Source organism: Oscillatoria sp. HE19RPO (genome assembly GCF_024220515.1).
GTDB lineage: Bacteria > Cyanobacteriota > Cyanobacteriia > Cyanobacteriales > Laspinemataceae > Laspinema.
Window position 1 is genome coordinate 1 of record NZ_JAMXOT010000157.1, and the last position, 16,458, is coordinate 16,458.

13 protein-coding genes are annotated in these 16,458 nt (G+C 47.3%); 3 read left to right on the top strand and 10 right to left on the bottom strand.

The features are described from left to right. Window positions 1-141 precede the first annotated feature (141 nt). The 6 genes from lysS to NG833_RS14865 all read right to left on the bottom strand — a co-directional run bounded on the left by lysS (window position 142) and on the right by NG833_RS14865 (window position 6,976). Window positions 142-1,737 carry a lysine--tRNA ligase gene (lysS, locus tag NG833_RS14840; RefSeq protein ID WP_254566060.1) on the bottom strand — a complete coding sequence of 532 codons (1,596 nt, stop codon included), beginning with the start codon at window positions 1,735-1,737 and terminating at the stop codon, window positions 142-144. 210 nt (window positions 1,738-1,947) lie between these two features. After that, a complete protein-coding gene (locus NG833_RS14845) occupies window positions 1,948-2,748 on the bottom strand; it encodes a phosphate ABC transporter ATP-binding protein (RefSeq protein ID WP_254566061.1) in 801 nt (266 codons plus the stop codon). Between the two features lie 38 nt (window positions 2,749-2,786). Further along, complete coding sequence (gene pstA, locus NG833_RS14850) at window positions 2,787-4,715, bottom strand: phosphate ABC transporter permease PstA (RefSeq protein ID WP_254566062.1); 1,929 nt, start codon at window positions 4,713-4,715, stop codon at window positions 2,787-2,789. A gap of 106 nt (window positions 4,716-4,821) precedes the next feature. Then, on the bottom strand, window positions 4,822-5,862 hold the full coding sequence (locus NG833_RS14855; protein ID WP_254566063.1) for a PstS family phosphate ABC transporter substrate-binding protein: 1,041 nt from the start codon (window positions 5,860-5,862) through the stop codon (window positions 4,822-4,824). A gap of 205 nt (window positions 5,863-6,067) precedes the next feature. After that, entirely contained in the window at window positions 6,068-6,277 is a 210-nt protein-coding gene (locus tag NG833_RS14860; protein ID WP_254566064.1) for a hypothetical protein, read from the bottom strand. Between the two features lie 24 nt (window positions 6,278-6,301). Continuing rightward, a complete protein-coding gene (locus tag NG833_RS14865; RefSeq protein ID WP_254566065.1) occupies window positions 6,302-6,976 on the bottom strand; it encodes a response regulator transcription factor in 675 nt (224 codons plus the stop codon). Window positions 6,977-7,313: 337 nt separating this feature from the next. On the opposite strand from NG833_RS14865, the gene NG833_RS14870 reads away from it, so the two are divergent. Further along, window positions 7,314-7,643 carry an STAS domain-containing protein gene (locus NG833_RS14870; protein ID WP_207089392.1) on the top strand — a complete coding sequence of 110 codons (330 nt, stop codon included), beginning with the start codon at window positions 7,314-7,316 and terminating at the stop codon, window positions 7,641-7,643. A 153-nt stretch (window positions 7,644-7,796) separates the two neighbouring features. On the opposite strand, the gene NG833_RS14875 is transcribed toward NG833_RS14870, so the two are convergent. The 4 genes from NG833_RS14875 to NG833_RS14890 form a co-directional block, all read right to left on the bottom strand. Beyond that, window positions 7,797-10,205, bottom strand: a complete 2,409-nt coding sequence (locus NG833_RS14875; protein WP_254566066.1) for a SpoIIE family protein phosphatase — start codon at window positions 10,203-10,205, stop codon at window positions 7,797-7,799. Then, entirely contained in the window at window positions 10,205-10,705 is a 501-nt protein-coding gene (locus NG833_RS14880) for an ATP-binding protein (protein WP_254566067.1), read from the bottom strand. The genes NG833_RS14875 and NG833_RS14880 overlap by 1 nt, the downstream gene beginning before the upstream one ends. A gap of 174 nt (window positions 10,706-10,879) precedes the next feature. Continuing rightward, complete coding sequence (locus NG833_RS14885; protein WP_254566068.1) at window positions 10,880-11,905, bottom strand: sugar transferase; 1,026 nt, start codon at window positions 11,903-11,905, stop codon at window positions 10,880-10,882. A 1,190-nt stretch (window positions 11,906-13,095) separates the two neighbouring features. Further along, entirely contained in the window at window positions 13,096-13,668 is a 573-nt protein-coding gene (locus tag NG833_RS14890) for a thioredoxin domain-containing protein (protein ID WP_254566069.1), read from the bottom strand. Window positions 13,669-14,106: 438 nt separating this feature from the next. On the opposite strand from NG833_RS14890, the gene NG833_RS14895 reads away from it, so the two are divergent. Next, window positions 14,107-14,718, top strand: coding sequence for a cupin (locus NG833_RS14895; RefSeq protein WP_254566070.1), 612 nt, complete (start codon window positions 14,107-14,109; stop codon window positions 14,716-14,718). A 34-nt stretch (window positions 14,719-14,752) separates the two neighbouring features. Continuing rightward, entirely contained in the window at window positions 14,753-16,207 is a 1,455-nt protein-coding gene (locus tag NG833_RS14900) for a cell wall metabolism sensor histidine kinase WalK (protein ID WP_254566071.1), read from the top strand. Window positions 16,208-16,458: the final 251 nt, after the last annotated feature.

Sequence of the window (16,458 nt, forward strand, 5' to 3'; positions counted from 1 at the left end):
AACTTAAGAAACGACTGAAGTCGTTACTACGAACTTAAGAAACGACTGAAGTCGTTACTACGAACTTAAGAAACGACTGAAGTCGTTACTACGAACTTAAGAAACGACTGAAGTCGTTACTACGAACTTAAGAAACGACTTCTACACTGCTGCCCCTTGTTTCAGCGCAACGGTCCCGCGAATTCTTTCTAACACAAACGTCTTATCTAAATACGAGAGTAAATTCCCCGCTTTTGGACCTCGGGATTTACCCATGAAGGTCAAATAAACCGCCGGAAACGCATTCCCCGGTTTCATCTCCAAACTTTTACTCGTCGAGAAGATAATCGTTTGTAAGGTTTCCCCATCCCAACTCTCTGCCGCTTCTAAATTCTTGGCTAACTCACCCAAATAAGTCACCTGTTCCTCAGTTAACTCTTGGACTTGTTCGGGAATTGCATCAAAATAAAGCACCAGTTTCTCTTCTTCATCGGCATAATCATCCAGCCACTTTTGGGCGGACTCAATCCGCTGATGAAGCACTTCCCAATCCGCATCGGTTAACGGTTGTTCGCAGCGTTTTTGGATTTCTTCTTTGATATCCAAATGAGGCACTTGCAGCAGGGAAATTAAGGTACTGAAATCAAAGGGTTGATAGGTTTTGACTTCCTCATTGAGTTGGGAATAAAACAGGGGTTGGAGTTCTTTATCCTGTTTGGGGTCTTCGCCACTTTCTGAGGTAACCCCTTGATATTTCTCGATTAAGCTGTCGTAATCCCGGAACAATCGGGTGGTGGTTTCGTAATTTGGGGCGAAATTAATCACCGTTTTGGGTTGGGTTCGTAGCATTAAAAAGCGCAGCAGTTCCGGTGGCAACAATTCGGCGATTTCTTTCGCTGCTGAACCGACTCCTTTGGAGGAACTCATTTTGGTTCCATTGACTAAAATAAACTCGTAAGGAGAATGGAATGGGGGTTGTTTTTGGAGGACTTTTCGACAAATTGCGTTAGCGACATCGCGAGAACCGCCTTTTTGAGAATGGTCTTTTCCAGCGAGTTCGATGGTAACCCCTACCAGTTGCCATTTGGCAACCCATTCGACTTTCCAGGGGAGTTTACCGTTGCCATCAAAGGGGGAAACCCAGCCGGAATGTCCGCATCCGTTGACATAATTGGTGGCGTTGGGTTCGCAGGTGTAAAAGACTTCTTTGCCGTTGTAGTCGGTGACAACAGTGGTGGCAATTTTTCCGCAGTTTTCGCAGATGACTTGGAAGGGATACCAGTTACTCGGGCGATCGGCTTTACTAACTTCTTTATAGGCTTCCCGAACTAGATGGGAATTTTGCAAGAAGGTATCGATGTAGGGGTTGAGTTGTCCAGTTCGATACAAGTCTCGCAGGTAATAAATTTCCGGTTTAACCCCTAGGTAATCAAAGACTTCTAGGAATTCCCCCATGAAATATTTGGCGTAATCTGTCGCCTTGTCATCAGGGGAGGGGACGTTACACAAGGGGTAACCCAAATAGGGGGCAAATTTTTCGCGATCGAGATAGCCGGGAACGGTATCAAGGGCGTCATAATCATCCACGCCATACATAAATTTTACGGGCTTACCGGCGTGTTTCAAGGCGCGATAAATGACATCATGGATAATCACACCCCGCAAGGACCCCACATGAACTCGACCCGAAGGGGTTTTTGAATCATTAACGATTTGTTCGCCTTGTGCACTTTCCGCAATTTTGTCAGCCCAAAACATAGCTCAAATTACAATATGAAAAACCTTTCTAGTCTAGCATGAATGTATCCTAGGCACAGAAAATTTGGGGGGAGTCCGGTTTTAGGGGGTAAGTCGCCCTGAATAAAGGACCAAGGACCAGAAACCGGGTTTCTCTCCTAATTTTCTGCCCATTGTCCTCAATTTTGTCAAGAAACCCGGTTTCTAACCCCTACTTTACGGGTACCCCCACTAAAACCGGCGACTGACATATTCCTGAGTTGCCTGCTGTTGGGGATGATGGAAAATCACTTCGGTTTTATCGTATTCCGATAAATAGCCAATTTTTTCCCCGGTTTCCGTGGTTTTAATATTAAAAAAAGCAGTTAAATCGGAGATGCGGGAGGCTTGCTGCATATTATGGGTAACCAGAACAATGGTGTAATCATGCTTCAGTTCATACAGCAATTCGTCAATCCGGGCGGTGGAAATTGGGTCAAGGGCAGAACAGGGTTCATCCATCAAAATGATATCCGGTTTCAGGGCTAAGGTTCTGGCAATACACAAGCGTTGTTGTTGCCCTCCGGATAAGGTTAAGGCACTGCGATAGAGGTTATTTTTGACTTCATCCCAGAGGAAAACTTGCCGGAGAGAATACTCAACACATTCATCAATATCCCCTTGATAACCGTTAATTCGCAAGCCGAGGGCGATGTTGTCGTAGATTGATTTGGGGAAGGGATTGGGCTTTTGAAACACCATCCCGACTTGCCTGCGAATTTCTACGGGGTTCACCTGGGAAATTTCGCGATCGCCCATGTAAATCTGGCCGATTCTTTTAAAGTGATTGGAGAGTTCGTTGAGGCGATTAAAGCAGCGAATTAAGGTTGTTTTTCCACAGCCAGAAGGGCCGATAATCGCGGTAATTTTATGAGCATAAATGGTGAGGTTAATACTGCCCAAAATTTGGGTCTTGTCAAAAAATACTGACAAGTCGGAAGTTTCTAAAATGGGCAATGGATTGGGATAGGGATATTCCGAGTTTCTATTCATGAGGGTTTAACTAGAATTTAGGAAAATGAGGAATTGGATTAGTTTTTGCACTTTTCTCGAATCAAAACACCGCAAATATTGAGGATTAATAAAATACCGACTAAGACTAAAATAGCGGCAGCAGCATTGTCATGAAAGGCGGCTTGGGGTCGTAAAATCCAGTTGAAAATTTGAAAGGGTAAGGCGGTAAATCGGCTATAGACTCCCTCCCAGGATAACGGGGGTGCAAAGGAGACAAAGGATAATGCGCCCACGGCAATTAACGGGGCGGTTTCACCGATCGCCCGGGCTAAGGCTAAAAGTGCGCCGGTTAAGGTGGCGGGAAACGCTGCCGGTAACACGATATGCCACAACACCTGGGCACGAGTCATACCCATAGCATAACCTGCTTGGTGTAAACCGTCGGGAATCCCCCGTAAAGCGGACCGAGTGGTGACAATAAACATGGGTAAAATAATCACGGTTAAGGTGAGGGCGGCAGAGAGTAAACTCGGTCCTCCTGTTACCGGGGCGAGGAGACGTACAAATAATTCTAGCCCTAATAATCCATACAGAATCGAGGGGACGGCAGCGAGATTAGCAATATTAATTTCTAAAAACCGATTTAAGGCAGTATTGGCGCAATATTCTTCTAAGTAAATTGCTGTTCCAATGCCAATGGGTAAGGCAAATAATCCGGTTAATCCTAATAGCCATAAACTCCCCATGAGGGCGGGATAAATTCCGGCTTCTTGGGGGTTACGAGAGGGAAAACTGGTGATAAATTGCCAAGTTAAATGAGGCAAACCACGCCGAGAAGCATCGAAGAGTAAGAGGGCCAGAATACCGAGGGCAATGGGGATGGCGGCTGCACTCACCCAACTAAAACAGCGGTCCCACACCTGACGCCGAACTAAAGGGGTTTTAAACTCAGCACTTGAACGGGTTTGTCCCACTCCAAATCTAGGGTTACTTAGAGGAAACTCTTCATCGTAGAGAGGATAAAAAATAGACGATTCATCGGAAGATACAGTCGGGACGATCGCCTGATTCATGGCCGTTTGATGGCGACGAACCAGCCAATACCCAAAGCTATTCAATCCCAAGGTAATCAAAAATAACACCATCCCCACGGTGAAAATCGTTTTAAAGGCTAAGGAATTAAAGGCAACGGTTCCCAAACTCACCTGAATAATAAAGGCGGTCATTGTAGCAACCGGAACCAGGGGATTGAGGGTCAATTGAGGATTTTGACCGGCGGCGATCGCCGAAATCATGGTTTCGCCCAAAGCCCGAGAAGCCGCTAACATAAATGAGGCGATAATCCCGGGAAAAGCCATCGGCAAGACAATTTTAGTTAACACTTCTTGCTTGGTTAACCCCAAGGTATAACCGGCTTCTCTGAGGGAATGGGGTACAGTTTTAATCGCATCTTCACTCAGGGAAGAAATAATCGGAACGATCGCCACTCCAGTCACCAAACCTGCACTTAACGCATTAAATCTCGCCAGTCCCGGAATCAACTGCTGCAAAATTGGAGTGACCACTAACAGGGCAAAATAGCCATAAACCACCGTGGGAATTCCCGACAAGGCTTCCAAAAGGGGTTTAACCGTCAATCGCAGGCGATCGCTGGCATATTCTGCTAAATAAATCGCAATTAACAACCCGATGGGCATCGCAAACAAACTGGCAATTCCCGTCACCAGGAGGGTGGCGCTGGCGAGAACAAAAATGCCAAAATTTTGAGTTGGAAATAACGGAGTCCACTGAGGATCACTCAAAAAATTCCACAAGGGAACCGTTTGAAAAAATAGCACCGTTTCATAGAGAAATACCGCTGCGATCGCCACAGAAATCGAAATCGTTATCCCCGCTATCATCGCGAGAATGATATGTAAAACCCGTTCTATCCCAGTGAGTCTGTGTAGATTTCGTTGCCAAGACTCTCCTTCTGGGAGTCGCGGCGGTAAGGAATGAAACTCCATAAGATACCTGATACATTATCGGATTAAGATGCGATCGCCAGACCGTTGAGGACATCCCACGGGGTTGACCCCCTATAGATTGGAGTTAATTTTAGCTGAATTTTCTTTAATTTTCCAGATTCAGGGCATCATGCAGATTGATATCGAGGGTTGAACCGGACTTAAAAACTGACCCAACCTTCCCCTGTTGATAGCGGTTTCTCACCATCGTCATCACCGATTCAGGAAGGGGAACATACCCCACTTCTGAGATTAAATATTGATGTTCTGGATTCAGATGAAATTCCACAAAGGATTTCACATCCGGGCGATCGGCTTCGGATTTGTTGATGTAGATAAATTCCGGACGAGAAAGAGGTTGATAGCTGCGATCGGCAATCGTGTTAGGACTGGGTGCAATACAACCTTTACCGGAATCAATTTCTACTAATTTTAACTTATTTTTATTTTCCTGATAGTAAGCATAGCCAAAAAAGCCGAGACTATCAGCATCGGCAGCGACTCCTTGCACGATGATATTATCATCTTCACTGGCGGTATAATCGCCTCTACTTTGTTGTTCTTTCCCCACTAAAGCAGCGGTAAAATAGTCGTGAGTGCCTGAATCTGTGCCTGGACCAAACAATCGGAGGGGGCGATTGGGAAAACTTGAACGGACTTGATTCCAGTTAACAACTTTTCCTTCAGCAGCGGGTTCCCAAATTCGCTTCAGTTCTTCTACCGTCAGACATTGAACAAAGTCATTGGCCGGATTGACTACAACTGAAATCCCATCCAGGGCAATGGGAATTTCAATGTATTCAATGCCATTTTGTTCGCACAATTTTCGTTCAGTCATGTCGATCGCCCGAGAGGCATTGGAAATATCGGTTTCTCCCTGACAAAACTTCTTGAATCCCCCGCCAGACCCGGAAATACCGATAGTAACTCTCACCCCTGGGTGGGTTTTCATAAGTTCTTCTGCCATTGCTTCAGATATCGGAAAAACGGTGCTAGAACCATCGATACTCAAGTTATTCAGTTCACCCCGTGAGCCCCGAGGCTGAATAGCGGTTCCGGCCCCTCGACAAGCGGTGAGGGTCAAGACACTCAAAAGTGCGAGGGCGGACCATTTGGCCGCAAATTTACCAAGGAATATCTGGATCATATCGGGTCCTGTTTTAAGGGTCTTTTTTGGAAAAAAAGGCTCAATTTCTATGGGTTTAGGGTTTGATTTTAAACGCGAGGTTTTGCTGAATTAATTTACTCAGAAAAAAGGAGATTTCGCTTGAATAATTTAGGCAATTTTTTCAAATGGTTTTACAGTCTATAAAATTGTAATATAAATTATCTTTTTTCGCAGTTTTTTTGAGTTAAACTTGTGGAAACCTTCGGTAAAGAAGAGGTAAAGAGATGAAAAACATGATTTTTAAAATTGAGGGAGGAAAAACATCGGAACAATGCACCGGGAATCGGGAATGATTCGCGATCGCCCGTTGATTCGGTTCTAGCTGATCCCCCGGGATAAAAATTGGACTAAAAAAGTGCAACTGAATCGTTGCACCTGGGTTGAGTTCGTTCATCCTCTCCAGAAACTGGGGTAGAATTTAATCCCGCAGAACGTAACCCACTCCACGCACCGTCTGAATTAGCCGTTTTTCCCCCTGGGCTTCTAACTTGAGACGGAGGTAACGAATGTAAACCTCAATAATGTTGGAATCCCCCATAAAATCGTAACCCCAGACGTTTTCGAGGATTTGTTCACGTTTGACCACTTGTCGGGGATGGGAAATCAGATATTCCAGCAAATCAAACTCTTTCGCCGTCAGTTCAATGGTGCGATCGCCTCGCCGGACTTCCCGGGTGCGTCGGTTCAAACTTAAGTCAGCAAAGGGTAACAAATCCGGATCCACTTCGGTGGGACTTCGCAGATGGGCCTTCACGCGGGAAATCAAGTCCTCGGAACTAAAGGGTTTCACCAGGTAATCATCAGCACCGGCATCCAATCCAGCGGCGCGATCGCTCACTTCATCCCGCGCCGTTAATACAATCACCGGGACCATATTGCCACGGGTTCGCAACCGACGGCAGACTTCCAACCCTGAGAGTCCAGGCAGCATGGCATCCAGGAGGACCAGATCGGGACTGGACTCCTGGATTGCTGTCAATCCCGCAATTCCATCCCGAACCACAATCGCCTGGTAGCCTTCATATTTGAGTTCTAGTTCGATAAATTGAGCGAGTTTGACTTCATCTTCAACCACAAGGATATTCGCAGTCATGGATTATCGCCTATTGGATTTGAGACTTTAAATTTTAGGGGGTTTTGAGGGTCTGAGTCTCCTCAAGGCGATCGCGGGCCAGATCGACCCCTTCCCTATTCCTCAATCCGGAGTGAACAATTCCGTCTATTATAGACCCTAGTCTCATCTATTCCATTGGGTTGGTAAACAAGCCGTGAGGGGAAATCCCGGATGAGTTAGACTGCAATCACACCCACTCCGTGTAAGATAAAAATCATGTCAATGTCACCAGACCATCGTCTCTAGGCCAGTCGTTTGATTAAAAACTCCAGCCTAGCCCGTGGCACCTGTCAAATCAAGTAGGGGTTAATTAAGGATGAGTCCAGTGGTTAAAGTGGTCCAACCCGTTGGCCTTTTAGATCGGACTAAGGTGGGTCAATTTGAGCGAGAAATTAGCAATTATCTGGCTGAAGGAGCTGAAATTGTACTCATTGATTTTCAAGATGTCAGTTTCATGGACAGTTCCGGTTTAGGAGCAATTGTTGCTGCGATTAAAACCGTTCAAGCTGCCGGAGGGAAGCTATTTTTGTGTTCCATCAATACGCAAGTCAAAATGCTATTAGAACTTGCCGGATTGGATAAAATCATGAAAGTCTTTCCGAACCGAGAGGAATTTGAAAAACACGTCCTTTCTAAACCGGATTGAGCCAAGAACCCCAGTTAACGGAGCAAGGCGATCGCCGCTCTCTTCCGTCCTAACATCAAAAGAGTCTCTCAAGTTTTTTATAAACAAGGGGATTCAATCAAGAGGGGACTGGAGGTGGCTCCCTTGCGGATGGGGATTGCCAGCCCTCAGGGGCTAAAAATCAAACTTCACTTGCAACAAAGAGACATCATCATGAAACGTATCTTCCTGAGAAACTTGGCGAACTAACCCTAAAACTTGGTCCAGATTAAACGAATTACCTTGCCGACATTGCGCGAGTAAATCGATAAAGTTATCGAGACTCCACATCGACCCATCCGGTTCGTTTATTTCATAAATCCCATCGCTAAAAATATAAAGCGAACTCTCTGCCTCAATTTGGCAGGACGCATTTTCATATTTAATATTGGGAAACATCCCGATCGGCACCGAGGTTTCCGTTCTTAGCTTTTGCACTTTTGAGTCTTGGGAGAGCAAAATCGCTGGGGGATGTCCGGCACAGGAATACACAAGCTGGCGCTGCACCCGATTATAGACCCCATACCAGATCGTAAAATACATATTCCGCTGACGCTCCATCTTAATCGCATGATTGAGGGCCGTCAGCACCTGATAGGGTTGATAAAAGTCAGTACCGGGAAGAAAACGCGCGCGCAATAAATTTAAAACCGACACCGAGAGCAGGGCCGCGCGAGACCCATGTCCCGAGACATCGAGCAGATAAATGGCTAAATTATCATCATCGAGCCAATAATAATCAAAACAATCCCCCCCTAACTGTTGAGAGGGAATAAAGCGCGAATCGATGCAGACAGGTTCGCTCAAGGGGAGGGGGAGGAGCGATCGCACATATTCTGCCGCCTCCGCCAGTTCCGCTTTCAGGGCCGCTTCCGCCCGTTTGCGTTCCGTAATATCAATCCCCACAAACACCGCTGCTTGGTCCTCCAGCCACTTCTTGGCAATCACCAAATCGCTGCGGAAGGCCCCATTGACCTCGGAATCAATTTCAATCGAGGCTTCCCGGGATTGGGTGGCAAAGAAATCCCGGACAAATTGTCCGAAAACTGATTGCCGAAACCCAACTTCGCGCCCGATAAATTGCGCTAGGGGTAAGTTGTAAGTGGCGGCTAAATGACGATTGACCCCTAAATAGTGAAAATCGGCGCTAATTAGAGAAACGGTGCCGGGAACTGCATCCAAGACCGCTTGGAGTTGATCCCTAGCCAGTTGGACTGTGGCTTCCGCTTGTTTGTTGGGGGTGACATCTTGGACAAACCCTTCATAGCCAATGGTGCGACCTTTAATATCGATTAAGGGTCGGATATTTTCTGAAATCCAGATGGAGGACCCATCGAAGCGGTTGACTTCCACCTCATGAACCAGGTGACCCTGGGTGGCTAACAGATGCAGGCATTCTTCCCATTCCTCGGGTTGGAGGTAGAGTTGGCGGGGATGTTCCACCCGCGAGAGGAATTGGGTGGGGGACTCATAGCCATACATCTTGGCGAGGGCGGAGTTGATTTGGCAGTAATGGCCCTCTAGGGTGAGTTGAAAGAGTCCCAGGGCGGTATTTTCAAAGAGTTGTTCGTATTTGAGCCTTGCTTGTTGTTCCCCGGTGACGTTGCGGAACAGGGCGATCGCATAGTCCGGTTGATTGCGTTCCCACCCGGAGGAGAAGTTGGCTTCCACCCAGACGCGATCGCCGGTTTTGGTGAGTAAAATTAGGCTGACTCCGGTGAGGGATTCCCCGAGGCGGAGTTTTTCGAGGATAGTCGAGGCGTTGTCAAATGAGGCGGGGTCGAGAATGTCCCACCAATACATAGAAGAGATTTCTTCCTGAGAATAGCCGAAGGTTTTGAGCCAAACGGGGTTGACGTAAAGCAGCCGTTGGTCACTCAGACGCAGGGTTTGGATGGCGTCATGAGTGTGGTTGAGACAATCTAGGAGGTGGGGTTGATGCGGTGCAGGAGGTTGGATGCGGTGGCGTTCAAGGGTGGCGACTGCTTGAGTTGCCAGAATTTGCAGGGTTTGCTTTTGGGTTGCGCTCAGGTGTTGCGGCACGCGATCCATGATGCACAAGGTGCCGATGGGGTAACCCTCGGAAGAGATCAGGGGAACACCGGCGTAGAAGCACAAGGGGGCTTGGGGAGCATCTGGGCCCTTGTCTTGGGGTAATTCTCCAGGTTTGTTCAGGGGGTTGAGAACCACCAGCCGTCTTTGTTGGAGGGGATAAACCGACCAGGCACAGGCGAGGTCGAGTTCATCCGGGGTGGCCCCAATTTGGGATTTCACGGCACAGTTACCAGGGATGCCGGTGGCGATCGCGGCGATCGGCATCTGAAAAATCTGGGGAATCAGGTCCGTGAGTTCCTGTAAAGCCGTTTGAGTGGCGGCATCGAGAGTTTGATACCGGCTTAGAGTTTCGAGGCTTTTGGACTGATCATCGGGTCCGGGTACAATCATGGGGGTAATGCGATCGGCGGCTAAAGTTCGCAGGAGGTTCCGAACGCCTGTCTTGAGGGAAGAGAATAGCAGATGGGAGGGGGAACTCAGTTTCCTCATCAACGGAAATTTTTTCGCATGATCAGACAGTTGCGATTGTCTCCGATTCGGACGTACAGCAGTTCATTGGTTAATTGATGCATGAAGATTAAGCCTCGGCCTCCTTCATCCAATGGATTGCCATTCGGGTTTTCATAGCGGGACTGGAGCTTGGCTTCTAAATCGAAGGGAGGGCCGTAATCCCAGATTTTGATCTCCACATAGCTTGGAAAAACGGTGACTTCAATTTCGATCTCAGTTGTAGGCGGCAAGTCATGGTGAGCGTGACGCACTGCATTGGTGAAGCCTTCTGCTAAGGCAGTTTGATACTGCCACCAGCGATCGCGTGGAAGTAGGGAGTAGATTTCATCTTCTAACCATTGCAACACTTGTGCTAAGGCATAGAGATCGCTGTTGACTTGCAGATGCGATCGCTTCAACGGTCGCTCCTCTTTGGCCTGTCGTTTTCCTAGCTGGGAAGCGAGTCCCTTCCACCAGCTGCCGAAATTTTGTAACACCATCTTCTATATGATGAAGAATGTTTACGTCTGGGCGGTGGCTCCCATACCCAAGGGGTGAAAGTGGGATCAAAGGTTTATCACTTCTGGCCATCGCCAGAATGATCGGTATGAAAGTAGAAGGCCCAGACGTCAATATATTCCTTCTTTCTTTATCCTACAACTCCCTTTAACGACCTAGTAAGCACCACTATTTTTGTTAAACACGACCCCGATGGTTTTTAAAATCAGTTTTAGGTCATAAAGCAGGCTCCATTTTTTTTGGTATTCGAGATCTAAGCGAATCACATCCTCAAAGGTCCGAATGGACGATCGCCCATGCACTTGCCATTCTCCCGTCATCCCCGGTTTAACATCTAGGCGTTGCCATTCCGGGACTTCATAGTGATCGACCTCATCCGGTAGGGGAGGCCGCGTTCCCACGAGACTCATTTCTCCTTTCAGGACGTTCCAAAACTGCGGCAACTCGTCTAAACTCGTTCGACGCATAAACTGACCGATACCGGTCACCCGGGAGTCTCGTTCACTTTTAAAAAGCGGGCCTTCGACTTGATTTTCCACTTGGGACTTGAGCGCTTCTGCATTTTCGCACATCGAGCGGAATTTCCAAATCTGAAATCTTTTTCCCATCCAACCACAGCGGATTTGACTAAAGAAAATCGGTCCGGGACTATCCATCTTGATGGCGATCGCCAGGGGAATAAACGCAACTCCCGTAATTCCTAGCCCCACCAATGCACCGATAATATCAATCAATCGCTTCACCGGGGACCGTACCGAGGGATGGGTTGTGGGCAGTTCTGCATTCTTGTCCCCTTTCCAGTTGGGTTTTGAGGCGAATTCCTCATTGGTCCCCGTCATCGATCCCGAATTGCCCTCAAAGGTCAACGCTTGGTCCAAGGCAGTTAGGGACAGGACCGACATCACTTGGGATTGGACGTTCCGCAAACTTAAATCAATAGAGGCGGTCTGAGTCGTCTTCAGCACTCGGACTAAAGCCCCTACTCCACTACTGTCTATAAACGTAGTTTTACTAAAATCCAGAATAATCCGTTCCGGCGGTGGGGTCCCTTCACAGAGTTCATGACAGGTTTGTTTAAAAAATACCGCCTCAATGACGCTTAAGCGCGGCGGTAGATGCACCACTGCTCGATCGTGATTCAATGAAACTTGAAAATCTGCTTCAGGAGTTTGGCTAACCATAGTAAATATAACCCTTCGTTGCAATCAGCTCAATTTTTTTTTGACAAGATGTTTTGGTTTGGGGAATCCCTAGGGGTTCCCATTCCGGCCTAGGTGTCTAAAGTGGGATGTTCAGTTCCCCGGGATATTGGTTTTGTTTTGACTCTAGGGATTTAATGGGATTCTCTACGATAGTCTGAATCGCAGATTAATCTTTATTTTTAAAGTAGCAACATCTGGGGGATGTTGGGTAGGCGATCGCCCCTAAATCAGTCTTTAGATATACCTCCTCTGGTTTTCCCCTCTAGCTATAGATGGGGAATTATCTTCATTCTCTCCATTCGTCAACAACCAAATCGGACGATTTTTCCCTTAGCTTCAATGGGTTCCCCTCGTTTCTTTCTGGCGATTGATCGGGCTTCAGAACTGAGCTTTCTTCCGAGTTTAATCGGGGATTTGATAGGATCAATTTATAGCTAACTCCTTCCGCTGGATCGCTCCACTTCATACTCGCAGAATTTTCTGGATTTGAAAAATCTATTAATTTTACCATTTTTTTGATAAAATCAAAGCTATTTTTCAGATATTGATGCAAAAAGGAATACTTGATTCTTCCTCTTAATCAATTAAACCAACCAATTTGGACCCTTGACTTTGGGCAGGCACTGCCCCTTGATGCACCTGAAATTCAAGGGAATGACTCTGAGTTCTTTCTGTCCAAATCGGGTCCTTGAACTCTGTCTCTGTTGTTAAATAGCATAAATCCGCTGAAATATCAAGCCGAAGCCGCCAGTACCCGAGTCAATCCCAAGGACAAAAAACCGGGTTTTACCCCTGAGAGTGGCTACGAATTGCGATCGCTTTTCTCAAGCAACCCAGTTTGTCTTTCCAAGACTATACCCGAGGCCCCAGGGCCTCGGGTATAGTCCTGGTAATGCAACGCTGAAAATTTCCAGATCTAGCCACCCTCAATGAATTGGACAAGGGTTCCAACCCAGAAAGCTTTGTCGTGAAGGATTGCGATCGCTCTTTCTCCTGTGCAAGAACCTGTCAAATCTGTGTTCCCTTGCACTAAGATCCGGCGCAAGCTTTCTGGAACACAAACAGTACCCACGACTCGCTATATCAGGATAGTTTAATTTTTGGATTGCCCTAAAATCCCTAAAAACTCCCAATAAAAGAGAATCAAACCGCCTATTTTCTCCAAAAATTTAATTTTGAGCCAGGGCTGAATCCAGGACCGTTGTGTACGCAGATTTATCCGGATTATTCCGATGCTGTTCCAAAATAGTCCCCGTAGCCGGATCAATAATTGTCAGCGTTCCAGTTTGGGCTCTAGTTTCCGCTAAAAATTGGCTGAGTCCTAACTGTTCAGCTTTCGCTTCCGCCTCAGCAACCGTTGCATTATTCGTCATATCTAAAACCACAAAATGCACCTGACCTTCATAGTCTTTCTCTAATTCAGCCAAAGTCGGCGCAATATTTTTACAGGCAGAACACCATTCGGCAAACACATCAACCAGCACAGGTTTTCCTTGTAATTCCGCAGCAAGCGGTCCTCCCACAGAACGGGATTTAGCAGCACAAGGATTGGCTTTCCCTGCACAAGGATCGGCTTTTGCGGCACAGGGATTGGCTTTTCCTGCACAAGGATCGGTTGTAGCTTTGATCGCCGGATTGCCCGTGGGGGGTGTTTTCGCTGCACAGGGGTTAGAACAACCCGCCGCCATTCCTAGGCTCAAAATTGACGCTAATGCCAAGGTAGACAAATATTGAAGTTTCATTTCAGGTGGCCTCAATTAATGGGAATCAGTCAAACAAACTCAAGCCTGAATGTTGCCTTTTTTAAGTAACACTTCCGCCAAAAAACCGGGAGGGTGAGAAAACTTATGGTTTTCTGACCGCAATCAGGAAATGATTGACCCAGTTTCTGGGTTACGGTGCTTAAGTCCGGTTAAGATTAGCCCCATTCAATTCCAACCAAATGAGTACCAGATGAGGAACACCTGAAGCCTAGTTAAAACCTGAAAACAGGGCTGAGAGTATGGGAATCAGCCCCCTAATACGAACTCAGTTTCCCAGAGTCTTCAGCAAAAATTAATCTAATTATTAGGACCGACTCATCTCAAGGGAAGCCCATTCTAATACAGTAAACACAAACCGGATGGGTTGGATAGAAACCCCTAGCTCCGTTCCGGGATTCAACATCAGGGGAATTTGCTATGCAAAAACAAAGCTGGTTAGTCACAAATGAGCCACAGGGTAAGGGTTCTGAAATATCCAGTTCCCCGGAAGCGTTAAACCGTCCCTATCGCCTGTATCGGTTTTTGACCGAACTCGAAGATATCTTAGAAAACATCCCAGACGATCGCCTCCGACTAGCAGCAATTTCGCCCCTGGTTCGTAAATTGCTCAATCATGCCAGTTGGCTAGAAATCCTGCCGATTGAACCGGACCCCCAAACCGGCTGGGAAGTCTTAATGTTATATGATGAACCCTTATTTCCCCTCACCGTGCAGCTTGTCGCTTGGTCCCCGGGGATGAAATCCCCCATCCATAATCACGGTTGTTGGGGACTGGTGGCGTTGCTGAGTGGCACTGAGAAAAACACCTTTTGGCAGCGATCGCCCACCGTCGAGAGCCCCGATCGCATCCAACCCGTCGGCGATCGGCTACTCGTTCCCGGAGATATCCTCTGCCTAATGCCCGATGCCATTCATCACATTGAAGCCATCGGCAATTCCCCCACGATTAGTTTTAATTTATATGGTGAAACCGACTACAATCAACGCTTTGAATTTGACCCGATTCAAGGCACAGCTAAAAACTTTTAAGCCTTCACTCTTTTCCATAACCCCGCAGTCTCTCATGAACCCTTCCCGCCTGATTCGAGCGGCTATCAACACTCTAACCGGGCAGCAAATTTCCACCGCCTCCTTGCAGTTTCGCCTCACCCTAGAATTAGTCGGCATCTCAATTTTAGGGCTAGGAAGTGTGGCATTTTGGGCCAGTTGGCACATGGAACAACACCTGATTGCCGCCAATAAACAAACATTGAATTATATTTCCCTGCACTTTCCCGACCAAGTGGCGTTTTATAGTGAAAATACTTCAGTTAAAACTGGATTAGAACAAACCATCGCTAAAGTTTCCACCCCGAAATTATTCGTCTGGGTCAACAGTCCTGAAGGTCAGCCGATCGCCCAGTCTCCTCAGATGAGAATTCCCCCCACGGAACTCTCCTATCTGGCTTCAATCGTAGAAATGCCCGCCAAACCTCAAGTGATTAATTTTGGCGATCGCTACTGGGTGTTATGCGGCAGCCCTCTAACCATTGGTGGGATGCCCGTCGGTCGGGTCTATTTCTCTCAAGATATCACCCAGGAGCATCGAAAATTAATCGAGGGGAGAAGCCAATTAATTATCGTGAGTATTTTCACAATTTTAATGTTAGCCCTCTCCATGCAAGGCCGAATTCGGAATGCCCTACAGCCTTTAGAGCAGATGAGCCGAGTAGCAAGTGCCGTTTCTGCCGATGATTTAAGCGGGGCCAAACTCCAACTTCAACAGGCTCCCGATGAGATTTTAGGATTAGCTCAATCCTTCAATGAAATGTTGTTTCGCTTATCCAGTTCCTGGGAACAACAACGGCAATTTGTGGGGAATGTTTCTCACGAATTACGCACGCCCTTAACCGTAGTGATGGGGTATCTCCAAAGTTTGTTGCGCCGCAGTACCAATTTAAGTCCTTATCAACAACAGGCATTAGAAACCGCCAGTGCAGAAACCGAACGGACCATTCGGATGTTACAGGATTTACTGGATTTAGCGCGAGCAGATAGTGGGAATTTGCACTTTCGACTCAATCCGGTAATTTTGAATACCTTGGTGGCAGAAGTGGCTTTAATGAGCCAGAAAGTCAGCAATCGTCAAGTTACCCTGGTGACCACAGAGGAGGAGGTGGTTGCCTGTGCCGATTGCGATCGCCTGCAACAGGTTTTGATTAATTTGGTGGATAATGCGATTAAGTATTCCGGTCCAGAACAGCCGGTAGATTTACGGTTAGAAAAGAATGAAGACTATACGATGATTCATGTCTGCGATCGCGGCATTGGCATTCCCCTCCAACACCAAAACCGGATTTTTGAACGGTTTTATCGGGTAGATGAGTCCATGACCCGATCGCGAGATGGGACGGGGTTGGGGTTGGCGATCGCCAAAAGTCTAATCGAAGGTATGGAGGGACGGATTACCCTGCGATCGAAACCCGGAGAAGGTACTATTTTTACCATCGCCTTACCCATCTGGAAACCACAGTTATGACAACTCTTATCCCCCCCTCGCCTCTGAGGAGAGGGGGGCCAGGGGGGCTTACAACGGTAGGGTTTTTACGGTGAACTGCACCTCTGGTTCCCTCCCCTGTGTCTTGGTCCGGGTTAGGGTGGGGTTCTTCTTGGGAGATCGCCACTCCACGCACTCATGAGAGGCGATCGCGCCTGTATGGAGCCGGGTGCCAACCTCTTTCTTTAGTGACGCGCGGTAAGCGGAGCTATCCCGTAGGGAATCGCGCCTGG